Here is a 25,924-nt window from a genome sequence, read left to right on the forward strand (position 1 = left end):
CATTTGAAGGAGACGCAGTCAGCACTTCAGACACGCTCAAATACAGCAAATTGATTGATGAACTAGAAGGAGCTTGAAGCAGCTATGTTGCAAATAATTAAAGCAAGATGGATTGTATTAGTGGTGTGGATGATAACAGCTGTGATTCTGTTTATTACTGCGCCCGATTTAGAGGAATTAACAAGAGAAAAAGGGCAATTAAAGGTTCCGGAGGGGACACCAACAGCTGAGGCACTTCACCTATTGGATAAGCTGTCAGATAAGAACGGGAAAAAAGATACAGGTGTGCTTGTATTCTCCGAACAACATCTGTTCCCTGCGAAAGAGCAGGAATTAAAAAAGGCTTTAGCTGCACTCATGACACATGCCCCAGAACTCCACATTGACGGAATTACTTCATATTTTCATGTAGATCCGGACATTCAAAAACAACTTTTATCAAAGGATAAAAGTACACTTCTTGTTCCATTCAAATTCGACCACTACGAAACAAAAGCTGTGAAGATTAAAGAACAAATTGAGGAAGTTTTAAAGCCCTATCATGTCTCATATGAAATAACGGGTCAAAAATTTGTGGATTCAGATGTCATTAAAAGTTCTCAACAAGGTCTGAAGAAAACTGAACTTATCACGATGATTTTTATTTTCTTTATTTTAATTATTGTTTTCAGATCGATATTGGCACCTGTTGTTCCGCTCATTACGATAGGCATTTCTTACGCTGTCAGCCGGTGTATTGTGGCTTTTCTTGTAGAATATACACAATTTCCTCTATCTAATTTTACTCAGATTTTTATGGTAGCCATTATGTTCGGTATCGGAACGGATTATTGCATCCTGCTGTTAAGCCGTTTTAAAGAGGAGATCGGTCAAGGCCGTGATGTCAAAGAGTCGATTATCGTCACGTATCAATGTGCAGGGAAGACGGTATTTTTCAGCGGCTTAGCCGTGTTAGTCGGCTTCTCAAGTATTGGATTTGCTAAATTCCAATTGTATCAATCAGCCGTTAGTGTTGCCGTTGGAGTGGGCATTCTGCTGATTGCCCTTGTCACTATCGTTCCCTTTTTTATGTCTGTTTTCGGAAAATCTCTATTCTGGCCATCTAAAAGAGAAAACATTCGGCACCCGCAAAGTAAAATGTGGGAATGGGCTGGGCGTTTTTCATTTAAAAGGCCGCTGATCAGCTTAGGTTTAGTCGCTCTTATTACAGTGCCTCCTATTCTGATGTACGACGGCACCCTATCTTATAACAGTTTAAATGAAATTGGGAATAAGTATGAGTCGGTGTCTGCATTTAATAAGATATCAGAGCAATTTGGCTTTGGTGAAGCGCTGCCGCTGAATGTGCTTGTTGAAAGTGACAATAAGCTAGATAATCAAAAAAAGATTGTGATCATTGAAAAACTGACCCGTAAGCTAAATGACATTGACGAAGTCAAAACAGTCCGCAGTGTCACGCGCCCTGTTGGAGACGGACTGAGCCAGCTTTATGTCACCTCTCAAGCGAAAGAGCTGGGAGGAGAACTTGGCAAAGGACATGAAGGAATCGGGAAAATTTCTGATGGCTTGACCGAAACAAATCTGGCTCTTCTCAAACAAAAACCAAAAATTGAAGAATCCGCTCAAGGCATTGACAAGCTGATTGATGGAACGAAAGCAATCAAAAGCGGTATCGGAGAAGTCAGGGAATCCCTAATCTCTTTAGAAGATGGGGTGAGGCGCAGTAAAGATGGCGTCGGTACGATTCGAAGTAAAATCAAAGAAGCGAAAAAAGAATTAGAGCAAGAATATCGCAGCAGTGAAACGATGATTCAAGAGCTAGAGCAAGTGGTGAATACACTGGAACGCCATGCGAAATCGAATCAGCAGCTGATGACAACCATTAAGAAAGTAAAGAAATCTTATGAAAATCTATCATTTGAAGCACTAGAAAATCGTCTTCCAGAAGTAAAAGACATGGAAGAATATAAAGAAATCAAGAAAGTATTCAAAGAAACAAAAGGAATGCTTGATCAAGCAGGGGATCAAATGAGTGTATATGAAGAGGAAGCCTCTCACTTTAAGCAAAAGATCAAGCAGGCAGATCAAGTGATTCAAATCTTATCAAGCAAGCAAAAAGAAGTAAAACGCCAAGTGCAGGCGCTCATGGATGGGCTTGATCAAATTTATGACGGTCTTGACCAAACAAATGAGGGCCAAAAACAATTGATTAAAGAAATGCCTAAAATTGAAGATGGTGCAGATCAGCTGACAGACGGCCAAAAAGCCATCAAAAAAGGATTTGGCCAGCTTTCATCAAAACTTACATTATTAACAGATGGATTAGATGAAAGTATTGAAGGGCTTGAGCAGGTCAAAAGCGGCTTCACCGAGGCTGACGGCTACTTAAAACAGCTTCAGCAAGCACCAGATGAAGAAATAACGGGCTGGTTTATTCCAGAAGAAGTGCTGAAACGCCAAGAATTTAAGCAAATCTTCCATACGTATATGTCTCCAGATCGTAAATTAACGACTTTTGAAGTCATCCTAAATGTGAATCCATACAGCAATGAAGCGATGAAAGGTGTCGCAAAAATCGAGGAAACTCTTGATCAATATTTACCTGTAAGTGGACTCAAAAATGCCAAATACGGTGTATCTGGTATCTCAAGCTTAAATGTGGACTTAAAAGAAACGTCTGACGGTGACTTTATTAGAACTGTCATCTTCATGTTAATTGGTATTTTTATAATTTTAATTATTTTATTACGGTCAATCGTCATGCCGATATACTTAACACTTTCACTGATTTTAACGTATTTTACATCAATCGGGTTAACAGAATGGATCTTTAAAACATTTTTTGGCTACGATGGTGTCAGCTGGGCTGTCCCATTTTTCAGCTTTGTTATTCTTGTGACACTCGGGATCGATTATTCCATCTTCCTCATGGATCGTTTTAATGAATGGAAGGGAGAGCATGTACAAGCATCGATGATATCAGCGATGAGAAATATGGGTTCTGTCATTATTTCTGCAGTGGCCATTTTGGCAGGTACGTTCGCCGCTATGCTGCCATCAGGAGTATTATCACTTGTTGAAATTGCAACGGTCGTACTCATTGGACTTTTATTATATGCTTTTGTTGTATTGCCGCTCTTTATTCCGGTTATGGTTCGTATTTTTGGTAAATGGAATTGGTGGCCGTTTAGAACGAAATAATGACTGGCGTCTCTGCTTTGAGCAGAGGCGTTTTTATTTCCTATCCTTTCCTCTGATTGATATAATGTCTATTAAATGGCTGTTTCACGTATATATCAGCTATGTTCTAATACATAATAAATAGGATGAACAAAGGAGGTTTCTCATGACGTACTTACAAGAGAAGACACTGGACACACCTGGTCTTCATACTCATATTGTCAAAACAGAAAAATTTAAAACCGTGACAATCCTTTTTAAAATGCTTGCACCGTTATCCAAAGATGACGTCACCATGCGTTCTCTTTTCCCGCATGTGTTGTTAAGAGGAACAGAAAAGATGCCGAAAACAGGTGCATTGCGTGCTTATTTTGATGAGCTCTATGGAGCAACCGTTTCAGCAGACATGGCGAAAAAAGGTGAGAATCACATCATTACCTTCCGCTTGGAAATGGCGAATGAAAAATATTTAAAGGATCAAACCCCTTTACTAGAAAAAGGGATTGCCTTACTATCTGACCTATTATTCCACCCGTATGTTGAAGATGGGGTGTTTAGTCAATTATATGTAGATCAAGAAAAACGCACGTTAAAACAGCGAATTCAGGCAGTCTATGATGACAAAATGCGTTATTCGAATTTAAGACTCGTGCAGGAAATGTGTAAAGGTGAACCATATGCACTGCACGTCAATGGTGAAATGGAAGACATCGACGCAATCACCGCTCACTCGCTCTTTGAAGCTTATGAGCATGCGCTTCAATCAAACCAGCTTGATCTTTATGTAGTAGGAGATGTTGACGAACAAGACATCAGCCGAATGGTCTCCCAATACTTTAAAACAAGTGAAAGAGAACCGGTCAAACAACAGACTGAATCAGCAAGACCTCAAAATGAACCAAAAAAAGTCATTGATGAAGAGGACGTAAAACAAGGCAAACTGAACATCGGTTTTCGCACACATACAACGATTGCAGATAAAGATTATCCGGCGCTGCATTTGTTTAATGGTATATTCGGCGGTTTCTCGCATTCTAAGCTATTCATCAATGTTCGTGAAAAAGCAAGTCTTGCGTACTACGCTGTGTCTAGACTTGAGAGCTTTAAAGGCTTGATGATGGTCATGTCAGGAATTGAAGTCGGCAACTACCAGCAGGCAGTAGACATCATCAAAGAACAATTTGAAGCGATGCAAAAAGGTGATTTTTCTGATGAAGCAATTGATCAAACAAAAGCAGTCGTCAAAAACCAACTGCTTGAAACGATCGATACGTCTTATGGGACAGCAGAATATTTGTATCAGCATGCCGTTGTACCAACTGGGGAAACCCTTGATTCCTTTTTAGAAGCATTAGACCAAGTGACAAAAGAGGACATCATCAAAGTGGGTCAGAAAATCGAGTGGGATACGACCTATTTTCTTAAAGGAACGGAGGGTGCTTCATGACAGTGAAAACAATTCAATTCGATCAGCTGCAAGAAACGGTCTATCACGAAAAAATGGAAAGCGGACTTGACGTCTATGTGCTGCCAAAGCAAGGGTTTAATAAAACCTATGCGACCTTTACAACAAAATATGGCTCAGTTGATAATGAATTTGTGCCGCTTGGCAAAGAAGACATGATTCGAGTACCTGACGGAATAGCCCATTTCTTAGAGCATAAGCTGTTTGAAAAAGAAGATGGAGATGTGTTTCATACCTTTAGTAAACAAGGAGCATCCGCAAACGCTTTTACTACGTTTACGAGAACGGCTTATTTATTCTCAAGCACCTCAAATGTCGAACAAAATCTTGAGACACTTATTGATTTTGTTCAGGAGCCTTATTTTACTGAAAAAACAGTCGAAAAAGAAAAGGGTATTATTGGCCAAGAGATTAACATGTATGATGACAATCCGGACTGGCGTTTATTCTTTGGTCTGATTGAAAATTTATATCAAGAGCATCCTGTGAGAATAGATATTGCTGGAACAGTAGAGAGCATTGCCCCTATTACAAAAGATCATTTGTATGAATGCTATGAAACGTTCTATCACCCGAGCAATATGCTTCTTTTCGTTGTCGGTCCCGTTGATCCGAAGCAAATTTTAGATCAAGTCAGAGCGAATCAGGCGAAAAAGCCATTTACAGATCAGCCGGAGATCAAACGAAAAGACATCAATGAGCCTGAAGGTGTATACCGGAAAGAATACGAACTTCCAATGAACGTACAAGGCTCTAAATGTATGTTCGGGTTGAAAACAAAAAATCCGCATAAAAAAGGAAATCAGCTGCTAAAGCATGAGCTTGGGATGAACCTCATTTTAGAGACGCTGTTTGGCAAAAGCTCATTACAATATGAACAGATGTATGAAAAAGGCTTAATTGATGAAACATTCAGCTACGATTATACAGAAGAAGGCGGCTTTGGCTTCACTTCAGTTGGCGGGGATACAAATGATCCTGATCAACTTGCAAAAGTATTAAAAGAAACCCTTCTTCAAGCAAAAAGCCTCATGACAGAGGAGAAAATTGAGCTTGCACGCAAGAAAAAAATCGGCAGCTTTTTAAAAGCCATGAATTCTCCAGAATACATTGCGAACCAATTTACTCGATATGCATTCTTAGACATGAGCTTATTTGATGTCGTCACAGTGCTGGAACAAATTCAATTAGCTGATATTCAGCAAATTTTAGATGAAGAAATTGATGAAGAACGGATGTCCGTTTTCAAAGTCGTCCCAAAAACAAAATAAATTTTAAAAAGACAAACTCATATCGGCAGAGTTTGTCTTTTTTTATGTTCATTGAAAAAGCCGCTTTATTTGCGAGGATATTCATTGACAATTGTTTTGTTCGTTAGTTAAACTCTTTAATAGTTAAACACTTAAACTAAAAAGGAGCAGCGTATGGAACAAAATAAAATTGCCCAGCTCATCCAGAGGTATACAGATGTCTATCTCATGATGGAGAAAAAAGTATCGAGTATGATCACAGAAAAGCTTGATAAAGAGCTGACGCTTGATCAATATTACTCCCTTCGATACATCAATTTACATCCGGGGTGTACATCAACGGACCTGGCTTATGTATGTAATGTAAACAAAAGTGCTGTAACATCTATGACCAATCGTCTTTTTACGAGAAACTATATTTTTCGTGAACATGATCAAGCTGACAGAAGAAATGTTCACCTGTACGTCACGCCAGAGGGCAAAGACGTAGTCAGCCGAATGGAAAAGCAGCTTCAAGACCTAGTTCGATCTTATTTTGAAAAGCTTGAAGAAAAAGAAATGGAATCATTTATTCAAACATATGAAAAGATCTATCAAGTGATCATCGAAGAGGAGGCACAAAGTACTAATGAGAGCAATCATAAAGGGTAGATGGCTGATCACGATCCTGTGGGTCGTATTAGCGGCGGTGTTACTCATCACCGCTCCTAATATGGCGCAATTAACAAAAGAAAAAGGGCAAATTTCTGTACCAGACGGCTATCCGTCCTCATATGCCAATCAGTTATTAAAGAAAATGTCTGAAAACGGGGATACAGAAAAATCAATCGTCATTGTCTTTCAAGAAAAGAACATTGTGAAAGAAAGAGAAACCTCTTTAAAAAAGGCAATGGACATTTTAGAAAAGGATCAAGATCTCCACATAGAGGACATCACTTCTTACTTTGAAGCCAATAAAGATATTAAAAAACAAATGCTCTCCAAAGATCAAACGACACTTCTTGTGCCAGTTACATATGACTCAAACAAAATCAAAGCATCCGATTTTAAAGAAAGAGTCAATGAAAAGCTGAAAAGCTTAAACCTGAAATTTGAAATGACAGGGCAGCCGTTAATTGATGATGATGTTATCACAAGTTCGCAGGAAGGCTTGAAGAAAACAGAATTCATTACGATTGGGTTTATTCTCGTCGTCCTTGTTCTTGTCTTTAGATCAGCTGTGGCGCCTTTCGTTCCGTTAGTCGCAGTGGCACTGTCTTACTTGGTGAGTCAATCGATCGTGGCTTATTTAGTAAAATATGTAGACTTTCCGCTCTCGACCTTTACTCAGATCTTTATGGTCGCGATCATGTTTGGAATTGGAACGGACTACTGCATACTGCTTCTCAGCCGCTTTAAGGAAGAGATCGCACATGGTAAAGATAAAATTGAGGCGATTCTCATTACGTATAAAACAGCAGGAAAGACCGTCTTATTCAGCGGAATTGCGGTTCTGATTGGTTTTACATGTATTGGTCTGGCACAATTCCAGCTTTATAAATCAGCTGTTGCAGTAGCAGTCGGGGTTGCTGTGCTCATTGTGGCCCTTCTCACGATTGTACCGTTCTTTATGGCGGTTTTAGGAAAGGTGTTATTTTGGCCGATTAAAGGCGATATTGCTCACCCGCAGTCAAAAATGTGGGAAACAGCAGGCCGCTTTTCATTTAAGAAACCGCTTTTCAGCTTATTAATCGTAGGAATCATTACGCTTCCGCCAATTCTGATGTATAAAGGAACCCTTTCTTATAACAGCTTAGATGAAATTGGTAACAAATACGAATCGGTCAACGCATTCAATACCATTTCTGACAAGTTTGGACCGGGTGAAGCACTTCCGGCAACAGTGGTCGTGAAATCAGCTGATGTTTTAGACAACAATGAAGGGCTGATTGCTATCGAAAAACTCAGCCGTGCAATTGAACAAACAGATGGCGTCAGCAAAGTCAGAAGTGCTACCCGTCCTGTCGGTAAAGGGCTGAGTGATCTGTACGTGAAATCACAAGCCAAGGAACTGAACACAGGGCTTGATAAAAGCAATGAAGGATTGAAAAAAATTCAGGATGCACTCACAACAATGAGTCAATCCATTGAGGATCAAACGCCGCAAATCAAATCATCAGGAAAAGGCATTAATCAATTGATTTCCGGTACTGAATCTGTGCAAACAGGGATTCAAAATGTTGAAAAATCCTTAAGAAAATTGCAAAACGGCATCGACCAAAATAAAAAAGGTGTAGCAGCCATTAAAAATGAAATCAAAGGTGCGAAAAAGGAATTAACGGCTCAAGTCGCACAAGTGAATCAGCAAGTTTCACTGTATAAAAGCATTTCCAAAGAATTAAAGGCGGCATTAGCGCAAGTGGATACATCATCATCTGCCGCAGCAGATGTAAAAGCGTTAATCAAACAAGCAAATACACAATTTAGTACACTTGAAAAGCAAATCCCGCAGGTAAAAGAAAATCAATCGTATCAAGCGATCAAAGCTTCGTACAATGAACTTTCTGCGACCTTGCAAGAAGGGGCGAAACAGGCAGACAGCTATGCCAAACAAGCGAAAGAAGCTAGAAAGCAGCTTGAAGCAGCTGATGCCTTTATCGCAAAAGCTTCAGAGCAGCAAAAAGTCTTGACGAGTCAGATCGATGAACTCATTGCTGGCTTAGATGCAGTTGAAACTGGACTGGATCAAACGTCAAAAGGCCAAGGACAATTAGCTGATAATATGCCAAAGCTTGCAAATGGAGCGGGCGACATCATTAATGGTCAAAAGCAAATGAAAGAAAAGATTGGCGGCTTTGGGGATGATCTGACAAAGCTGACAGATGGCCTGAACAAAAGTGTTAATGGACTGGAGAAAATTTCGAGCGGCTTAATGGGTGCAGGTGACTACTTAGATGAACTGAAAAATGCACCAGATCAAGACATGGCCGGCTGGTTTATTCCAAAAGACGTCTTAAAAAATAAAGCGTTCAAGCAAGTATTTGATTCATACATGTCAGATGATCGCAAGATGACAAAAATTGATGTCATTTTAGAAAAAAATCCATATGGAAATGAAGCTCTGTCGACAATAAAACAAGTGGAAGCTTCTGTTGAAAGGGCACTTCCTGAAACAAACCTAAAAGATGCGTCATTTGGCGTTTCAGGTGTATCAAGTATGAACGCTGATCTGAAACAGCTGTCAGATCAAGATTTCAATAAGACAGTGCTTTACATGATGATTGGTATTTTCCTTATTTTGGTGATCTTGTTCCGTTCGCTTGTTATGCCGCTGTACTTGGTAGGTTCACTCATATTGACTTACTTTACAGCAATCGGTATAACAGAATTTATTTTCACCCATTTCTTCGGATATCCAGGCATTAACTGGGCTGTACCATTCTTTGGATTTGTCATATTAATGGCGCTCGGAGTCGATTATTCGATTTTCTTAATGGAGCGATTCAATGAATACAAAACAAAAGACATCCAGTTTGCCATGACCGAATCAATGAAAAATATGGGATCTGTCATTATGTCTGCTGCTGTTATTCTGGCAGGAACATTTGCCGCAATGCTTCCATCAGGTGTGCTGTCTCTCTTGCAGATTGCAACACTTGTCCTCACAGGACTTTTATTGTACGCACTCGTTGTGCTACCATTGTTCGTACCTGTAATGGTAAAATTGTTCGGATCAGCCAACTGGTTCCCATTTAAACGAAAAGAATAGGTATCCCATATAGAAAGAAGGAATCAATGTGATGAGTCGTTGGGCGCTGATAACAGGTGCCAGTGGCGGGATTGGGCAGGCAGCAGCCAAAAAGCTTGCCCAAGAAGGCTGCAACCTAATGCTTCATTATCATAAAAATGAACAGGCAGCTATGCGCCTCGCCGCTCATTTGGATGAGGCATATCACATTCAGACGCATGTCGTTCAAGCAGATTTAGCTATAACGGGCGGAGCAGATGAGCTTGTCAGCCGCCTGCCGCTCTGTCCAGATATACTTGTTTTAAATAGCGGCAGGAGCCATGTCGGATTGGTGACAGACACAGAAAAAGATGTATTAGCCAGTATGGTGCAGCTTCATGTTACAAGTCCATATGAGCTTACCCAATCCCTTTTACCTGCCATGATCCAAAAGAAAGCAGGCCATATCATTGCGGTCAGCTCGATATGGGGAGAAACGGGAGCATCGTGTGAAGTGCTGTACAGCATGGTCAAAGGTGCGCAAAATGCGTTTATAAAAGGATTAGCAAAAGAGCTTGCCCCAAGTGGAATTAGAGCAAATGCTGTCTCACCAGGTGCTGTCAAAACAGACATGATGAGTAGTTTTACGCAGGAAGACATCGCAATGCTGGAAGAAGAAATCCCGCTTGGCCGGCTTGCATCGCCTGAGGAAGTTGCAGATGTCATTTGGTTTCTCGCCTCAAAACAGTCAAGTTATATCACAGGTCAAATTTTATCTGTTAATGGCGGCTGGTACTGTTAAAAAACGTGTATAATTCGTCTCTCCATGACAAAAGCTATGGCTGTAATTCATCTTTTCGAATGGAGGAATCGACATGTCTGTACTTGAGAACTGGGACCATTGGAAAAACTTTTTAGGTGATCGCTTAAATCATGCGCAGGATAAAGGTTTAGAAGATGAGACCATCAATAACCTTGCATATGAAATTGGCGGATATCTAGCTAACGAAGTTGAGGCAAAGAACGAGCAGGAAAGAGTACTTGCTGACCTTTGGAGCGTTGCATCAGAAGATGAGCAGCGTGCCATTGCAAATATGATGGTCAAGCTAGTTGAAAATAATAGCTCGCACTAAACAAAAAGAGAGGTCGTTTGTGCCTCTCTTTTTATTTTAACCGTTTCACAACATTGTGCTTTCTAAAAATGTGAAAATGCTTTATGATAAAGGAAGGTAAAAATTTGCCACAATGAAGGGGGTAATATCATTTGGCAAAGCTCGAATGGTATTTTGAATATGAGATACAGGTAAACCGTCCCGGACTTTTAGGAGACATTTCTTCTCTAATGGGGATGCTTTCAATTAATATTGTGACAATCAATGGTGTTGATGTATCAAGACGCGGAATGCTTTTACGCTGTGACCACACAGATCAAATTAAGCGGCTTGAATCAATTTTAAATACAATGGAAACGATAAAAGTAACGAAATTAAGACAGCCAAAGCTTCGTGACCGCTTAGCTGTTCGTCATGGAAGATACATACAGCGTGATGCGGATGACAAAAAGACGTTCCGTTTTGAAAGAGACGAGCTCGGTCTTCTTGTTGATTTTATGGCTGAACTCTTTAAAAAAGAAGGACATAAATTGATTGGGATTCGCGGTATGCCGCGTGTCGGAAAAACAGAATCAATTGTGGCTTCAAGTGTTTGTGCAAGCAAGAGATGGCTGTTTGTATCGTCTACTCTTTTGAAACAGACGATCCGAAGTCAGCTGATCGCAGATGAATACAGCCCAGATAACGTCTTTATTATTGATGGAATTGTGTCGACAAGAAGAGGTTCTGAGAAGCATTTGCAGCTTTTAAGGGAAATTATGAGACTGCCGGCAACAAAGGTGGTCGAGCATCCAGACATCTTTATTCAAAATTCAGAATATACAATGGATGATTTCGACTATATCATTGAATTGCGTAATAGCGCAGACGAAGAGATTACATATGAACACGCTGAAGAACCACAAGTGTTTGATCATTCTGGTTTTTCTGGCTTCGATTTTTAATATGGTAATGGTAGGTGTTTGTTTTGACTGAATTGGGAAAACGGCTCGTTGAGGCCAGAGAGGAAAAAGGGATGTCGCTGGAGGATCTTCAGACGGTTACCAAGATCCAAAAGCGCTATTTGCTAGCAATCGAACAAGGAAACTATGATATTATTCCAGGTAAATTTTACGTCAGAGCGTTTATTAAACAATATGCCGAAGCCGTTGGACTGAATCCTGAACAATTGTTCGAAGAGTTTCGTAAAGATGTTCCAAGCACGTACAATGATGAAGTATCTGATAAATTATCGAATATTAAGCCGCAAAGAGAGCTGCCAAAGCCTGCCTCGAAAGTGCTTGAACTATTGCCGACAATTTTAATTATTGGAGGCATCATTGTGGTCATCGCCATCATTTATGTGATCGTGCAGGCGGTCAATCATGATAGCGGACAGAAGAATAATCAGGCGGCTCCTCAGCAATCAGAATCTAAATATGAAGTATCTGAGGATTCATCTCTTGCAAAAGATCAAAAGAAAAAAGAAAAAGCTTCGTCAGATGATAAAGAAAAATCATCTAAAAAAGATGATTCATCAAAAGGCGATGAAACGGTCTCTTTAAAGGCGACGAATACAGAAGGCTCGACGACTACGTATGAAGTATCAGGTGCTGACGAAATGGAGTTAACCATTTCTGCCTCCCAAGCTTCATGGCTGCGCGTAAGAGACGAATCTGGAAAAGTGCTGAAGATGGGTGAACTAAAAGATGGCGAATCGTTTAAAACAGATCTGTCTGATCTTTCTCAGGTCGATATCCGTCTAGGCAATGCGTCTGGAATTGATATCAAGGTAAATGACGAGACACTTAAGTACGAATTAGACCCTAAGAATACCATGACACAAAACATTGTGATTGTGAATAAAGGAAAGGAAAAGTCATCTTAAGCAAGTAGATGACTTTTCTTTTGTTCCTACTATTATATATACATAAAAAATTGCATTATTGGAGGATTGGATTTCATGTTTAACTTACCGAATAAAATAACTCTTTCTAGGATCGCCTTGATCCCTGTTTTTATGATCATTATGCTTGCACCGTTTGATTGGGGTGTCGCACGCTTTGGCGACGTCAGCATCGATGTGACGCACCTTGTTGGAGCGATCCTGTTTATTGTCGCATCAACAACTGACTGGATTGATGGCTACTACGCACGTAAACTTAATTTAGTGACGAACTTTGGTAAATTTTTAGATCCGCTTGCAGATAAATTGCTTGTTTCAGCTGCTTTAATTATACTTGTTCAATACCACCTCACACCGGCATGGATGGCGATTGTGATCATCAGCCGTGAATTTGCTGTAACAGGTCTAAGACTTGTATTAGCTGGAGGCGGTGAAGTAGTGGCGGCGAATATGCTTGGAAAAGTGAAGACATGGGCGCAAATCATTGCGATTTCAGCACTTTTACTGCATAACCTGCCGTTTGAACTTGTATCATTCCCGTTTGGTGATCTAGCGATGTGGGTAGCGGTGTTCTTCACTGTTGTCTCAGGCTGGGATTACTTTGCAAAAAACTGGGAAGCTTTAAAGAATTCTAACTAAAAAGGACGTGTACGCTTTGAAGTCAGAGAGAAAAGCAGAAATTATTGCAGTCGGTTCCGAACTCTTGCTAGGGCAAATTACGAATACGAATGCACAATTCATCAGCAAACAACTAGCTGAAATTGGTGTGAATGTTTATTACCACACAGCAGTTGGTGACAATCCAGAGCGTTTAAAACAGGCCATTCAGGTGGCGCAGGAAAGATCTAATTTTATTATCTTCTCAGGTGGTCTTGGACCAACCAAAGATGACTTAACAAAAGAAACAATTGCGAGTACGCTCGGTAAAGAGCTTGTACTAAATGAAGAAGCATTTGAATCGATTCAAGACTACTTTCGAAAGACCGGCCGCGATATGTCACCGAACAATCGTAAGCAGGCACTCGTTCTAGAAGGATCAGATGTGCTCGTGAACCGTTTCGGGATGGCCCCAGGTATGTTTGTTCAAGAAGACGATACGTTTTATATACTTCTTCCTGGACCGCCAAGTGAATTGCACCCGATGTTTGAAAACGAGGCAAAGCCGCTGATTTCTGAGAAGCTTGGCTTAAAGGAAAAAATTGTGTCTGTTGTTCTGCGCTTCTTCGGAATCGGTGAATCGCAGCTTGAAACAGACCTAGAAGATTTAATTGATGCTCAAACCAACCCGACGATTGCACCACTCGCATCTGACGGTGAAGTGACGCTAAGGTTGACTGCTAAGCATGAGGATGAAAAAGAAACAGAGCGTCTGTTAAAAGAAACAGAAGCGCAAATTTTAGCGCGGGTAGGAGAGTACTTCTACGGATATGGGGATACATCGCTTGTCCGCGAAGCGTCCAAAGCCTTGCACGAGCACGGGAAAACAGTAGCAGCAGCAGAAAGTCTGACTGGTGGAATGTTCTCCGAATGGCTGACAGATCTCGAAGGGGCATCATCCATTTTGAACGGAAGTGTGGTTTGTTATACAAACCAAGTAAAGCAGCAGGTACTTGGCTGCCGGGAGGAAACACTGTCTTCTTATGGTGCTGTCAGCAAAGAGTGCGCTTTAGAGCTTGCTGAAGGGGTTAGAAAGCTGACCGGAAGTGATATTGGCATTAGCTTTACGGGTGTAGCAGGACCTGATTCCCAAGAGGGTCAGCCTGTTGGAAAAGTATTCATTGGATTATCCACGAAAGACCAGACGGACGTGTTTGAATGGATGTTTACGGGCAGCCGGTCGGGCATTCGAAAGCGCGCTGTGAAATATGGTCTGCATCACTTACTCAACTTATTAAAAGAGAGTTAATTTTGTTTTTTGTTAGGTTTACTCCTTTATAAAAGAGCGTTTTTTTCTAATAGAAAACACTCTTTTCTTAAAAAATCGGCCAAGAAAAAAATCGAATATGTGTTCGTTTTTTTCTTGGCAAATGACGTAAAACAAGGTATAGTATAGATAGTGGAATTGATAAAGGAGGAAACAATAGAATGAGTGATCGTCAAGCAGCCTTAGATATGGCTCTTAAACAAATAGAAAAACAGTTTGGTAAAGGCTCTATTATGAAACTAGGAGAGCAAACAGATACACGTATTTCAACAGTACCTAGTGGTTCGTTAGCACTTGATACTGCGCTTGGAATAGGCGGATATCCCCGAGGCCGTATTATCGAAGTATATGGTCCAGAGAGTTCTGGTAAAACGACAGTAGCCCTTCATGCCATTGCTGAAGTTCAGCAGCAGGGAGGACAAGCTGCATTTATTGATGCAGAGCATGCACTCGATCCAGTTTACGCTCAAAAACTAGGTGTCAACATTGATGAACTGTTACTTTCTCAGCCGGATACAGGAGAGCAAGCACTTGAAATTGCAGAAGCTCTTGTCCGCAGTGGGGCAGTTGATATTGTTGTGATTGACTCTGTAGCTGCTCTTGTACCAAAAGCAGAGATTGAAGGAGACATGGGTGATTCACACGTTGGTCTTCAAGCGCGTTTGATGTCTCAAGCACTTCGTAAACTATCAGGTGCTATCAACAAATCAAAAACAATTGCCATCTTTATTAACCAAATTCGTGAAAAAGTTGGTGTCATGTTTGGTAACCCTGAAACAACGCCTGGTGGACGTGCGCTAAAGTTCTATTCATCTGTTCGTTTAGAAGTGCGCCGTGCTGAACAGCTGAAACAAGGCAATGACATTATGGGGAATAAAACGAGAATTAAAGTGGTCAAAAACAAAGTAGCACCGCCATTCCGTATTGCGGAAGTAGACATTATGTACGGTGAAGGGATTTCAAAAGAGGGAGAAATCATCGACCTTGGAAGCGAACTAGATATCGTACAAAAGAGCGGCGCTTGGTATTCTTACCAAGAGGAACGTCTTGGACAAGGCCGTGAAAATGCGAAACAGTTCCTAAAAGAAAATAAAGATATCATGCTGATGATCCAGGAGCAAATTCGTGAACATTACGGCTTGGATACTAACGGAGTAACGCAGCAAGAATCTGAAGAGGCGCTAGAACAATTAGAATTAGAATAAAAATTAAATTAGTATGAAATGATAAAAAAGGCTGAGTGAAAAACTCAGCCTTTTTTATTTTGCAAAAAACTTTCGACAACTTTTTCAGTACTTCATCCGTCTAAAGTGTACAAAATGGAATTTATTTTGGGAGGAAAAAATAATGACAAGCCCGACCCGCAGAAGAAATGCAAAACGTAGCCGGAAACAACCAAGTCAGAAGGGAAAAATTGTGCTTGTTTTTTTAGCAGCGATGATTTGCTTTACGATGTGGAATGTGCTTCATCGAACTAGTGAAGAAAAAAACCCGTTTCAAAAAACTGCAGTAGCTTTAGAAAACAGCCAGAAAAAAGAAGTCAAAAGGAAAACCGCCAAAATATCAAAGGAACAAATCAAAACAGTGGACCGCAATCACAAAATCAGCAGTTATTTAAATAAGATCGGTTTCAGCGGAACAGCCATGATTGTTAGCAATGGAGAAATCATAATAAATAAAGGTTTTGGCTATGCAGACCGTAAACGAAAAATTCGAAATAATCCATCAACATCTTTTTATGTCGGTTCGTCACAAAAAGCGCTGATTGCAACCGCCATTTTACAGCTTGAGGAAAAGGGGAAACTCCGGACAAGTGATCCGGTAAGCACGTATTTACCTCATTTCCCTAACGGACATACAATTACTTTGAAAAATCTGCTGACACATACATCGGGAATAAACGGACATATTGAAGGAAACGGCGCAATTACTCCGGACGAATTAATAAAAGACATAGAACGTCAGGGAATTAATCGTCAGCCGGGCGTATGGGGCTACAAGGATTCCAACTATTCTGTTCTTGCTTATATTGTTGCTGAAGTAAGCGGTGAGTCCTATGAACAATATATAAAGAATCATATTTTTAAACCGGCGGGAATGACGCATGCAGGCTTTTACAAAACATATAAAAAAGAACCTTATCCTGCTGTCGGGTATAAGCTGAAAGGCAGCAAAGCGGTTACACCGTATATGCCCGATCTATCTCAGCTGTACGGTGCTGGAGATATTTATATGAGTGCTATAGATATGTACAAATTTGACCAAGCCCTGATTGACGGCAAACTGTATTCGCAGAAGAGCTATAAAAAGATGTTTACGCCAGGAAGCAGCTCCACATACGGAATGGGATTTTATGTTGCTCCCGGTAGCTATTCAAGCCATGGTGTCATGCCGGGCTTCAACATTTTGAACAGCTTTAGCAAATCTGGTCAAACCATCGTTGTTTTGTTCTCCAATATACAAAATAACACTAAACTGGGCCAAGTGAACAATAAAGTATATCAGCTGCTGAATCAAGAATAATTCTGATCTGCTTTTGCAAACGCTAAGATAGCTAGCTTGACAAGTATTTCCGACACAATTACAATGGGAATGTATCACTTGTTTTTCTTAACATGATTGATAACTAATTTAAACTTGACAAGGGCAGTGAGGATCTCATTCCCTGTGAAGGCCCTGTATGTTGAGACACAAAACAATGTACATGCCGACACTTTATTTGTAAAACCAAGTTCATAGCAAGAGGAGGTGAAAATATGTCGCCTACGATGTTTACGATCATCTCCATTTTGCTGAGCCTAATCTGTTTAGTTGTTGGCTACTTTGTTCGTAAAACCATTGCAGAAGCAAAAATATCCGGCGCAAGAAACATGGCCGAACAAATTGTTGAGGATGCAAAGCGTGATGCGGAAGCATTGAAGAAAGAAGCGCTCTTGGAAGCGAAAGATGAAATTCATTCGTTTCGTGTAGAGGCGGAGCAAGAAGTTCGTGAAAGACGAAATGAGCTTCAAAGACAAGAAAACCGTTTACTTCAAAAAGAGGAAAATCTTGATCGCAAAGACGAATCTTTAGATAAACGGGAGTCCCTGTTGGAGAAGAGAGATCATTCTCTGAATGAACGACAACAACATATTGAAGAGATGGAAAGCAAAGTGGATGATATGATTCGTTTGCAGAAAGCCGAGTTGGAACGCATTTCAAGTCTAACTCGAGATGAAGCGAAACAAATCATTCTGGATCAAGTTGAAAATGAGCTTTCCCACGACATTGCAGTCATGACGAAAGAATCTGAAAACCGAGCGAAAGAAGAGGCTGACAAAAAGGCGAAAAACATTCTTTCACTTGCGTTACAGCGTTGTGCAGCTGATCATGTAGCTGAAACAACGGTATCTGTAGTCAATCTTCCAAATGATGAGATGAAAGGTCGTATTATCGGACGTGAAGGACGAAATATCCGTACGTTAGAAACGTTAACTGGTATTGACTTGATCATAGATGATACACCTGAAGCTGTTATCCTATCGGGCTTTGATCCGATTAGACGTGAAACAGCGAGGATAGCTCTGGACAAGCTAGTCCAGGATGGCCGCATTCATCCTGCACGAATTGAAGAAATGGTGGAAAAATCACGCCGTGAAGTCGATGATTATATCCGCGAGATGGGTGAGCAAACGACATTCGAAGTCGGAGTTCACGGTCTGCATCCGGATCTTATCAAAATTCTCGGCCGCTTGAAATTCCGTACAAGTTATGGACAAAATGTCCTGAAGCATTCAATTGAGGTTGCACATCTTGCAGGTCTCATGGCTTCAGAGCTTGGAGAAGATGCAAAGCTTGCAAAACGAGCAGGTCTTCTGCATGACATTGGAAAAGCCATTGATCATGAAGTAGAAGGAAGCCACGTAGAAATTGGCGTTGAGCTTGCGACGAAATATAAAGAGCATCCTGTTGTCATCAACAGTATTGCCTCTCACCACGGTGACCAAGAACCGACATCTATTATCGCTGTTCTTGTTGCGGCAGCTGATGCATTATCTGCAGCACGCCCTGGTGCAAGAAGTGAGACGCTTGAAAATTACATTCGGAGACTTGAGAAATTAGAAGATATCTCTGAATCTTATGAAGGTGTTGAAAAATCGTTTGCGATACAGGCTGGACGTGAAGTACGTATTATGGTGAAGCCAGATTCAATTAATGATCTTGAAGCTCACCGTCTAGCAAGGGATATTCGTAAGCGAATTGAGGACGAGCTCGATTACCCTGGTCACATTAAAGTGACAGTCATTCGAGAAACTCGCGCAGTAGAGTATGCAAAATAGAGCGGTGCGCTTAGCGCCGCTTTATTTTTTTGTGTAAATATGCAACACTGATAAGAAGATCAATTTATAAGAGAAAGGGTTCAAAAGCGCATGAAAATATTATTTGTTGGAGATATCGTCGGTTCACCTGGCAGAGACACACTGAAAGAATACTTGCCAAAGCTGAAGAAAAAATATCAGCCGCACTTTACCATTGTCAACGGAGAAAATGCTGCTCACGGGAAAGGCCTGACTGAAAAAATCTATCATGAGCTCCTGCAAGCAGGAGCTGATGTGCTCACAATGGGCAACCATACTTGGGATAAAAGAGATATTTTCGATTTCATCGATGACGCAGCCCATATGGTCCGTCCTGCTAACTTCCCAGAAGGCACACCTGGAAAAGGTCTCACGTTTATTAAAAAACAAGGAAAAGAATTGGCTGTCATCAACCTGCAAGGACGTACGTTTTTACCGCCAATTGACTGCCCATTTCAAAAAGTAGATGAATTAATTGAGGAAGCATCCAAACGGACACCGTTTATTTTTATTGATTTTCATGGTGAAGCCACAAGTGAAAAGCAAGCAATGGGCTGGTATACAGATGGCCGTGCATCATGTGTCGTTGGAACGCATACACATGTTCAAACAGCAGATAACCGCGTATTGCCAAAAGGAACTGCGTATATTTCAGATGTTGGGATGACAGGACCTTATGATGGCATTTTAGGTGTTGACCGAGAAACGATTATTAAACGATTCAAAACAAGTCTTCCAGTCCGGTTTGAAATTGCAGAAGGCCGCACAACGTTAAGTGCAGTCATCGTAGAAATTGACGAACAGTCGAAAAAAGCTGTCAAAATTGATCGAATTTTGATAAATGATGACCATATTTTCTTTGAATAAATGTTCACATATTTATTTCAGAAAAATATTAATCAGAAAGAAGGAATATGCGCCCTCTATCGTGAATATAGTAAAAATGGTAGGTAGCCTGCTATTTTTGAAAAACATTTTGGGGATGGATTTTCAAAAAATAGCATCATCTAACAAAGATTGTTCTAATGAACACTCACTTATCCATTGTAAATTTAAGGGGGAGCAGAAATGGAAATTTTAAAAGTTTCAGCAAAGTCAAATCCGAATTCAGTAGCAGGAGCATTAGCGGGCGTTTTACGTGAACGCGGTGCAGCAGAAATACAAGCAATCGGCGCTGGAGCACTGAATCAGGCGGTTAAGGCTGTCGCCATTGCAAGGGGATTTGTTGCGCCAAGCGGAGTGGATTTGATATGCATTCCAGCCTTTACTGACATTCTGATCGATGGAGAAGAAAGAACAGCCATCAAATTGATTGTTGAGCCACGATAATTCTAATTTTATTATTTTCAACCTGCTTACATCATGTAAGCAGGTTGTTTTTGTTTACCGCTATACATTTCTTATATAACATATTCAGTTCGTGAAATAGATAAAAATGACATATTAGAGCTTGCATTTTTTCACCATGATGATAAATTAAGATTAAGTTGAATTTACTTCATCAAAAATAAATATTTAAGTAGGTGAAATAATGTTTGAAGCTTTTTTGAAAAGAGGAAAGCTTGTTTTGATTTTATTTTTTATCGTTCTCATTGCTGGCGGCTATTTATTCACGCAGCTTCCTAAACGAGAACTGCCAGAATTCGAGGCGAATCTCGTCACGATTTCTACCGTTTTCCCTGGTGCAGATGCAAAACAGGTGGAAAGAGACGTCACCAATAAGCTGGAATCAGCTTTATCTGATATCAATGGGGTAGAGAAAACGAGCTCGGTTTCTGCCATTGGTTTCTCAAATATTGTGCTTGAAATTGAGGATCAAGCCGACTTTCAAAAGGTGGCAAGTCAAATTAAGAATGAAACGACAAGTGCTGCGTCATCTTTTCCTGACGGAGTGATGGAGCCGGATGTAAAGGATGAGTTCGGCAGCGTACCCGTTGGTTCTTATATGATTGTGTCGAGTCAATCATCGGACTTAGCAAAGAGTCAGAAATCGCTGCGTGCATTAAAGAAAAAAGTAGAGGACATCAAAGGGGTAGACAATGTCGTTATCAAAGGCTTCAATGACAAACAAGCGATATTAAACTTAGATTCAAACAAGCTGGAGGGTGAAGGGTTCAATGTAACTGATGTCACAAATGCCATCAATCAGGAATTTGATACATCTCCACTAGGCGATATTCGGGCAGGTAAAGAGAAGGTCAAGCTGTCCATCGATACATATGACCGCTTAGATCAAGTCAAAAAAATTGAGCTTTTCTCAAAAACAAAACGAGAGCCGGTCAAAATTAGTCAGCTTGGCAGCTTAAAAGAAGTAGAAAAAGAGAAAAGTGATATTGTGTCCTATAACGGAAAGCCCGCCTATTCATTTACAGTGAATATTAAACCAGGGCTTGATATTCCTAAAATGTATGACAAAGTCAATGATGTCATTGAGAAAGAAAAGCAGCTGCCAAATGGGGTGGAGTGGGTAGACTACTATTCACAAAAAAGTGAAGTGGATGCCATTTTCAATGATTTAATAAAAGAAGCCATTGTTGCAGTCATCGCGGTCATTATCGTTACTACACTTGGACTCACGATTGGCGGGGCGTTTATCGTTTCACTCGCCATTCCGCTATCCATTACAATTGGAACCATTCCGCTGCCATTTTTACAAGTGGATCTCAATCAAATTTCGATCATCGGCTTTATCATTGCCTTAGGGATACTTGTCGATGATGCGATTGTCGTCAATGATAATATTTTAAGACAAATGAAAAAATACGAAAGTCCGCTTAAAGGAACAATTGCTGGCGTAAAAGAAGTCGCAGGGTCCATTTTGACATCAACACTTGCTGTTGTATTTGCTTTCCTGCCGCTTCTTTTCTTATCAGGTGCAAACGGTTCATTTATTCGGGCACTACCGTCTGTTCTAGTAACGACTGTGCTTGCGTCCATGGTGATTTCACTGACACTTGTGCCGGTCTATCAATATACTATGAACAGGAAAAGAAAGAACAAGAAGAGTGAAAAAGAGCCGGGCTTTCTAGGAAAACCATTAAAAAAGCTGGCGGATTTCTATGCAGACCGTGTGCTGAAAAACATTGTGAAGCGGCCGCTCGTTATTGGACTAAGTGGCTTGCTTGTTGCAACGCTTGCTTTTTTACTTATTTTCGTCACACCATTTGAATTTTTCCCTGCGGCGAATAAGAAAGAAGTGGTCGTCACGGTCACGCTTCCAAGTGAAACAACATTAGACAAAACAAATGAAACACTAAAGAAAATAGAACAAGAAATTAAGCAGCAAAAAGGCATTGAAGAAACGGCGATTTTTGCAGGCGGCGGGGTGCCGAATCTGTTTAATGAAAGTATTTCAAATGCAAGTGACCACACTGGTCAGATTGTTGTAAGAGTAGACAATGATCAGATGACAAGTAAGGCATTGATAGATCGTATGACCGAGCCTTTGCGAGAGAAATTCAAAGAGGCTGATCTCTTTATGAAAACTATTGTTCAAGGACCGCCCACTGGAGCGCCAGTAACAGTAACAGTTGCAGGTGACTCTTTCACAAAGCTCATTGATGTCAAAGAAACGCTGACAAATGAAATGAAAGACAAAGGAGCAAGCTTGATTACAGATGATGTCAATAAGCCGGTAAAAACGATCTCCTTTGAATTAAACCGTGAGCGAATGGCAGAGGATGGGCTCAGTGCTCAATTTGTCAGCAGACAGCTTGGGCTTGTGACAGAAGGGATTCCATTAGGTACCTTTAAACAAGGAACAAATGATATCGATTTAGTGGTAAAACAGGATACAGGTACACATCAAAATGGTTTAAAGCTAAAAGAATTGAAAGTGCCTGTGAAGACAAACGAGGGTGGTATGCCTCAACTTGAGCCGCTTAGCCGATATGTAACAGACAAAGAAACAGAGCAGTATGAAAGCATTCCACATGAAAATGGAGTTCCAACCATTACGCTAAAGGCGTATCCCGGCGCATCAGATTCGTTTAAAGACGATATGAAAGAAGTCGTTAATCAAGTGGGGAAAAGCGCGGCAGCGAAGGATTTGACCATTTCACAAGGTGGAGAAAATGAAAATCAGACCCAGTTCTTTATTGAAATTAGTCTCTTATTTGCGGTTGTCCTGCTGCTCATTTACGTGACCATCGCATTCCAGTTCAATTCATTAATGCTTCCACTGTTAGTTCTAGGAACGGTTTACTTAGCCGTATCAGGAGCCATTATCGGACTGTTTGTCACACAAACGCCATTCAGCTTTATGGCAACAATGGGAATTGTCTCATTGGCTGGTATTGTCGTTCGAAATGCGGTCGTCTTATTCGAATTTATTGAACAGCGGCGCAAGCAAGGATTTGATCAACAGACAGCCGTCATTGAAGCGGGAAGAGCAAGGATTAGACCGATACTTTTAACAGCATTTACGGCATTAGTTGCATTAATGCCTGTTGCATTAAGTCATGATCCACTCTTTAAGCCGCTGGCCATCTGCATTGTATCAGGTGTCTTTTTCTCAACGATTCTGACATTATTTATTGTGCCAGCCCTATATGTTGCCGTTTCAAAGAAACGCTGACGATGAAAGCAATCTCCTCTCAACCGGAGATTTGCTTTTTTTTTTAGAAAATATCTAAAAAAATATGTGGGGTGTTCATTTGTCTTTATCTAGTAGACAGTGGTGTTTACGACTAAAATAAGTCGTGTTAAAATCTGATTGGGAGAAGTTTTTTAACAAAGGGGTTGTACGTCATGTGTGGAACGATGAAAGCAATTGTTAAAAAAGAAAGCGCTTACGGAGCGGTGCTGACGGAGATGCCGATTCCAGAAATCAAAGATCATGAAGTATTGATAAAGGTGAAAGCCACTTCGATATGCGGAACAGACGTGCATATTTATAATTGGGATGACTGGGCTAAGGGGCGAGTCAAAGCGCCCTACATTTTTGGTCATGAATTTACAGGGGAAGTTGTCAAAGTGGGGAAGCAGGTCTCACGAGCAAAAGTAGGGGATTTTGTATCGGCTGAGACGCATGTTGTATGTAATCAATGTTATATGTGCTTAACAGGGCAGCAGCATTTGTGCAGTGAAACGAAAATTTTAGGGGTAGACATTGATGGCTGTTTTGCTGAATATGTCAAAATACCTGAACAAAATGTGTGGCATAATCCGGCTCAAATGCCAGTTGAACTTGCCTCTATACAAGAGCCGCTAGGAAATGCTGTCCATACAGTACTGCACACACCTGTTTCAGGTAAATCTGTGGCGATTTTTGGCTGCGGACCAATCGGTTTAATGGCAATCGCTGTCGCAAAAGCTTCTGGAGCTGTTCAAGTGTTCGCCGTTGATAAAAATGAATACAGGCTCGATCTTGCCCGAAAAATGGGTGCAGATCATATCGTGGATATTGGGAAAGATGATCCAGTCGCGATGATTAAGCAGCTCACGCGGATGGAAGGGGCAGATGTGATGTGTGAGATGTCAGGTCATCCAGCTGCCATTAATCAAGCACTCGAAGCTTGTGCAAATGGAGGAAAAGTCAATATACTAAGCTTGCCAGAACGGCCAGTGACAATTGATATTACGAACCAAATTGTTTTTAGGGGATTAACTGTGCAAGGGATCACGGGGAGAAAAATGTTTGAGACGTGGCGTCAAGTATCTGAGCTGTTAAGAACGAATACCATTGATGTAAAGCCAGTTGTCACTCACACACTGCCATTTGAAGAGTTCGAAAAGGGTTTTGAACTCATGCGGAATGGTACGTGCGGAAAAGTCGTACTGATGATGCCATCATATCAAAGGGGGAAGAAATGATGAAGGAATTCACGTATTTACAAGATGAATTGGAAACAATGAAGCAGCAAGGCACCCACCAAACCTTAAAAGAGATCGACTCAAAACAATCATCCACTGTTACATTAAATGAACAATCTGTTATACAACTCTCATCAAATAACTACTTAGGCCTCACCTCGCACCCAAGGCTGATGAAAGCAGCAAAAGAGGCGATTGATGAATTCGGAGCGGGTACAGGATCCGTTCGAACCATCGCCGGCACAATGACAATGCATGAACGTCTTGAAAAAAAGCTTGCTGCATTTAAAAAGACAGAGGCAGCCCTTGTGTTCCAATCAGGCTTTACGACCAACCAAGGGGTTTTATCAAGTATCCTAACAAAAGATGATATTGTCATTTCGGATGAACTGAATCATGCCTCAATTATTGATGGAATCCGATTAACCAAAGCAGATAAAAAGGTATACAGTCATTCCAATATGGAAGAGCTGGAGAAGATTTTGAAAAAATCAATGAATTATCGCGTCCGTCTCATCGTAACAGACGGTGTTTTCTCAATGGATGGTGATATCGCGCCACTTCCTGAAATCGTCAGGCTAGCAGAAGCATATGATGCATTTGTCATGGTAGACGATGCGCATGCCTCGGGCGTGCTTGGCGAGAATGGCCGCGGGACGGTCAACCATTTTAAACTCGACGGCAGAGTGCACATTCAGGTCGGGACCCTTAGTAAGGCTGTTGGCGTGCTCGGCGGTTACGTAGCTGGTTCAGCGGTTTTAATTGATTATTTAAAACATAAAGCAAGACCGTTTTTATTCAGCACCTCACATCCGCCAGCTGTGACTAGAGCGTGTGAAGAAGCGATTGAAGTGCTGTTAGATGAACCGGAGCGAATCGATACACTTTGGGAGAACGCCGCTTATTTTAAAGAAAAGGTCATCAGCCTTGGATTTCAAGTCGCCCCAACAGAGACACCGATTATCCCAATCATGATTGGAGACGAAGCACTTACTTTTCGTTTCTCAAAAGCTTTAATAGAACGAGGTGTGTTTGCTCAAGGCATCGCCTTCCCAACAGTAGCAAAAGGCAAGGCAAGAATTAGAGCCATCATCACAGCCGAGCACACAAAAGAAGAACTAGACCGGGCACTGACAATCATTGAAGAAGAAGCAAAAAAACTAAACATACTTGATTGAGAGAGCGCAGGCTCTCTTTTTCTTTTTATGAAAAATGGTTATGACTAATAGACAATTTTCATAGAAGAACCGT

The 25,924-nt window shown here is 40.9% G+C and carries 19 protein-coding genes; all 19 read left to right on the forward strand.

The features are described 5' to 3' along the window. The first annotated feature begins 84 nt into the window (after positions 1 to 84). The 19 genes from QR42_RS08155 (at position 85) to QR42_RS08245 (ending at position 25,851) form a co-directional block, all read left to right on the forward strand. Positions 85 to 3,201, forward strand: coding sequence for an MMPL family transporter (locus QR42_RS08155; protein WP_039178696.1), 3,117 nt, complete (start codon positions 85 to 87; stop codon positions 3,199 to 3,201). 145 nt (positions 3,202 to 3,346) lie between these two features. Further along, positions 3,347 to 4,627 carry an EF-P 5-aminopentanol modification-associated protein YfmF gene (yfmF, locus tag QR42_RS08160; protein WP_039178698.1) on the forward strand — a complete coding sequence of 427 codons (1,281 nt, stop codon included), beginning with the start codon at positions 3,347 to 3,349 and terminating at the stop codon, positions 4,625 to 4,627. Next, entirely contained in the window at positions 4,624 to 5,916 is a 1,293-nt protein-coding gene (gene yfmH / locus QR42_RS08165; RefSeq protein WP_039178701.1) for an EF-P 5-aminopentanol modification-associated protein YfmH, read from the forward strand. Before yfmF ends, yfmH begins: the two co-directional genes overlap by 4 nt. 153 nt (positions 5,917 to 6,069) lie before the next feature. Next, positions 6,070 to 6,546, forward strand: coding sequence for a MarR family winged helix-turn-helix transcriptional regulator (locus QR42_RS08170; protein ID WP_039178702.1), 477 nt, complete (start codon positions 6,070 to 6,072; stop codon positions 6,544 to 6,546). Then, positions 6,524 to 9,643, forward strand: coding sequence for an MMPL family transporter (locus QR42_RS08175; RefSeq protein WP_039178706.1), 3,120 nt, complete (start codon positions 6,524 to 6,526; stop codon positions 9,641 to 9,643). Before QR42_RS08170 ends, QR42_RS08175 begins: the two co-directional genes overlap by 23 nt. A 31-nt stretch (positions 9,644 to 9,674) precedes the next feature. Next, the gene (gene ymfI, locus QR42_RS08180; protein ID WP_039178709.1) at positions 9,675 to 10,403 is read left to right on the forward strand and encodes an elongation factor P 5-aminopentanone reductase; all 729 of its coding nucleotides are present in this window, start codon (positions 9,675 to 9,677) and stop codon (positions 10,401 to 10,403) included. 73 nt (positions 10,404 to 10,476) lie between these two features. Next, positions 10,477 to 10,734, forward strand: a complete 258-nt coding sequence (locus tag QR42_RS08185) for a DUF3243 domain-containing protein (RefSeq protein ID WP_024424114.1) — start codon at positions 10,477 to 10,479, stop codon at positions 10,732 to 10,734. Positions 10,735 to 10,865: 131 nt separating this feature from the next. Beyond that, entirely contained in the window at positions 10,866 to 11,657 is a 792-nt protein-coding gene (locus QR42_RS08190; protein ID WP_003211480.1) for a DUF3388 domain-containing protein, read from the forward strand. Between the two features lie 23 nt (positions 11,658 to 11,680). Further along, positions 11,681 to 12,580, forward strand: coding sequence for a helix-turn-helix domain-containing protein (locus tag QR42_RS08195; RefSeq protein ID WP_039178712.1), 900 nt, complete (start codon positions 11,681 to 11,683; stop codon positions 12,578 to 12,580). A 75-nt stretch (positions 12,581 to 12,655) separates the two neighbouring features. Further along, a complete protein-coding gene (gene pgsA, locus QR42_RS08200) occupies positions 12,656 to 13,237 on the forward strand; it encodes a CDP-diacylglycerol--glycerol-3-phosphate 3-phosphatidyltransferase (RefSeq protein WP_039178715.1) in 582 nt (193 codons plus the stop codon). Between the two features lie 16 nt (positions 13,238 to 13,253). Next, positions 13,254 to 14,504: a competence/damage-inducible protein A gene (locus tag QR42_RS08205; RefSeq protein ID WP_039178717.1), complete on the forward strand. Its 1,251-nt coding sequence runs from the start codon at positions 13,254 to 13,256 to the stop codon at positions 14,502 to 14,504. A 179-nt stretch (positions 14,505 to 14,683) separates the two neighbouring features. Beyond that, positions 14,684 to 15,727, forward strand: coding sequence for a recombinase RecA (gene recA / locus QR42_RS08210; protein WP_039178719.1), 1,044 nt, complete (start codon positions 14,684 to 14,686; stop codon positions 15,725 to 15,727). A 142-nt stretch (positions 15,728 to 15,869) separates the two neighbouring features. Continuing rightward, a complete protein-coding gene (locus QR42_RS08215; RefSeq protein ID WP_039178720.1) occupies positions 15,870 to 17,045 on the forward strand; it encodes a serine hydrolase domain-containing protein in 1,176 nt (391 codons plus the stop codon). Between the two features lie 233 nt (positions 17,046 to 17,278). Beyond that, entirely contained in the window at positions 17,279 to 18,841 is a 1,563-nt protein-coding gene (rny, locus tag QR42_RS08220) for a ribonuclease Y (protein ID WP_003211958.1), read from the forward strand. Between the two features lie 90 nt (positions 18,842 to 18,931). Continuing rightward, positions 18,932 to 19,726: a TIGR00282 family metallophosphoesterase gene (locus QR42_RS08225; RefSeq protein WP_039178723.1), complete on the forward strand. Its 795-nt coding sequence runs from the start codon at positions 18,932 to 18,934 to the stop codon at positions 19,724 to 19,726. Positions 19,727 to 19,927: 201 nt separating this feature from the next. After that, positions 19,928 to 20,188 (forward strand): stage V sporulation protein SpoVS, encoded by a 261-nt coding sequence (gene spoVS / locus QR42_RS08230; RefSeq protein WP_003211281.1) that lies wholly within the window; start codon positions 19,928 to 19,930, stop codon positions 20,186 to 20,188. Between the two features lie 202 nt (positions 20,189 to 20,390). Further along, entirely contained in the window at positions 20,391 to 23,435 is a 3,045-nt protein-coding gene (locus QR42_RS08235; protein ID WP_039178725.1) for an efflux RND transporter permease subunit, read from the forward strand. A 173-nt stretch (positions 23,436 to 23,608) separates the two neighbouring features. Then, positions 23,609 to 24,673 carry an L-threonine 3-dehydrogenase gene (gene tdh, locus QR42_RS08240; RefSeq protein WP_039178727.1) on the forward strand — a complete coding sequence of 355 codons (1,065 nt, stop codon included), beginning with the start codon at positions 23,609 to 23,611 and terminating at the stop codon, positions 24,671 to 24,673. Beyond that, the gene (locus QR42_RS08245) at positions 24,670 to 25,851 is read left to right on the forward strand and encodes a glycine C-acetyltransferase (protein WP_126681849.1); all 1,182 of its coding nucleotides are present in this window, start codon (positions 24,670 to 24,672) and stop codon (positions 25,849 to 25,851) included. The genes tdh and QR42_RS08245 overlap by 4 nt, the downstream gene beginning before the upstream one ends. The last annotated feature ends 73 nt before the right edge of the window (positions 25,852 to 25,924 follow it).

Source organism: Bacillus sp. WP8, from assembly GCF_000800825.1.
In the GTDB taxonomy this organism is placed as follows: Bacteria; Bacillota; Bacilli; order Bacillales; family Bacillaceae; genus Bacillus; species Bacillus safensis.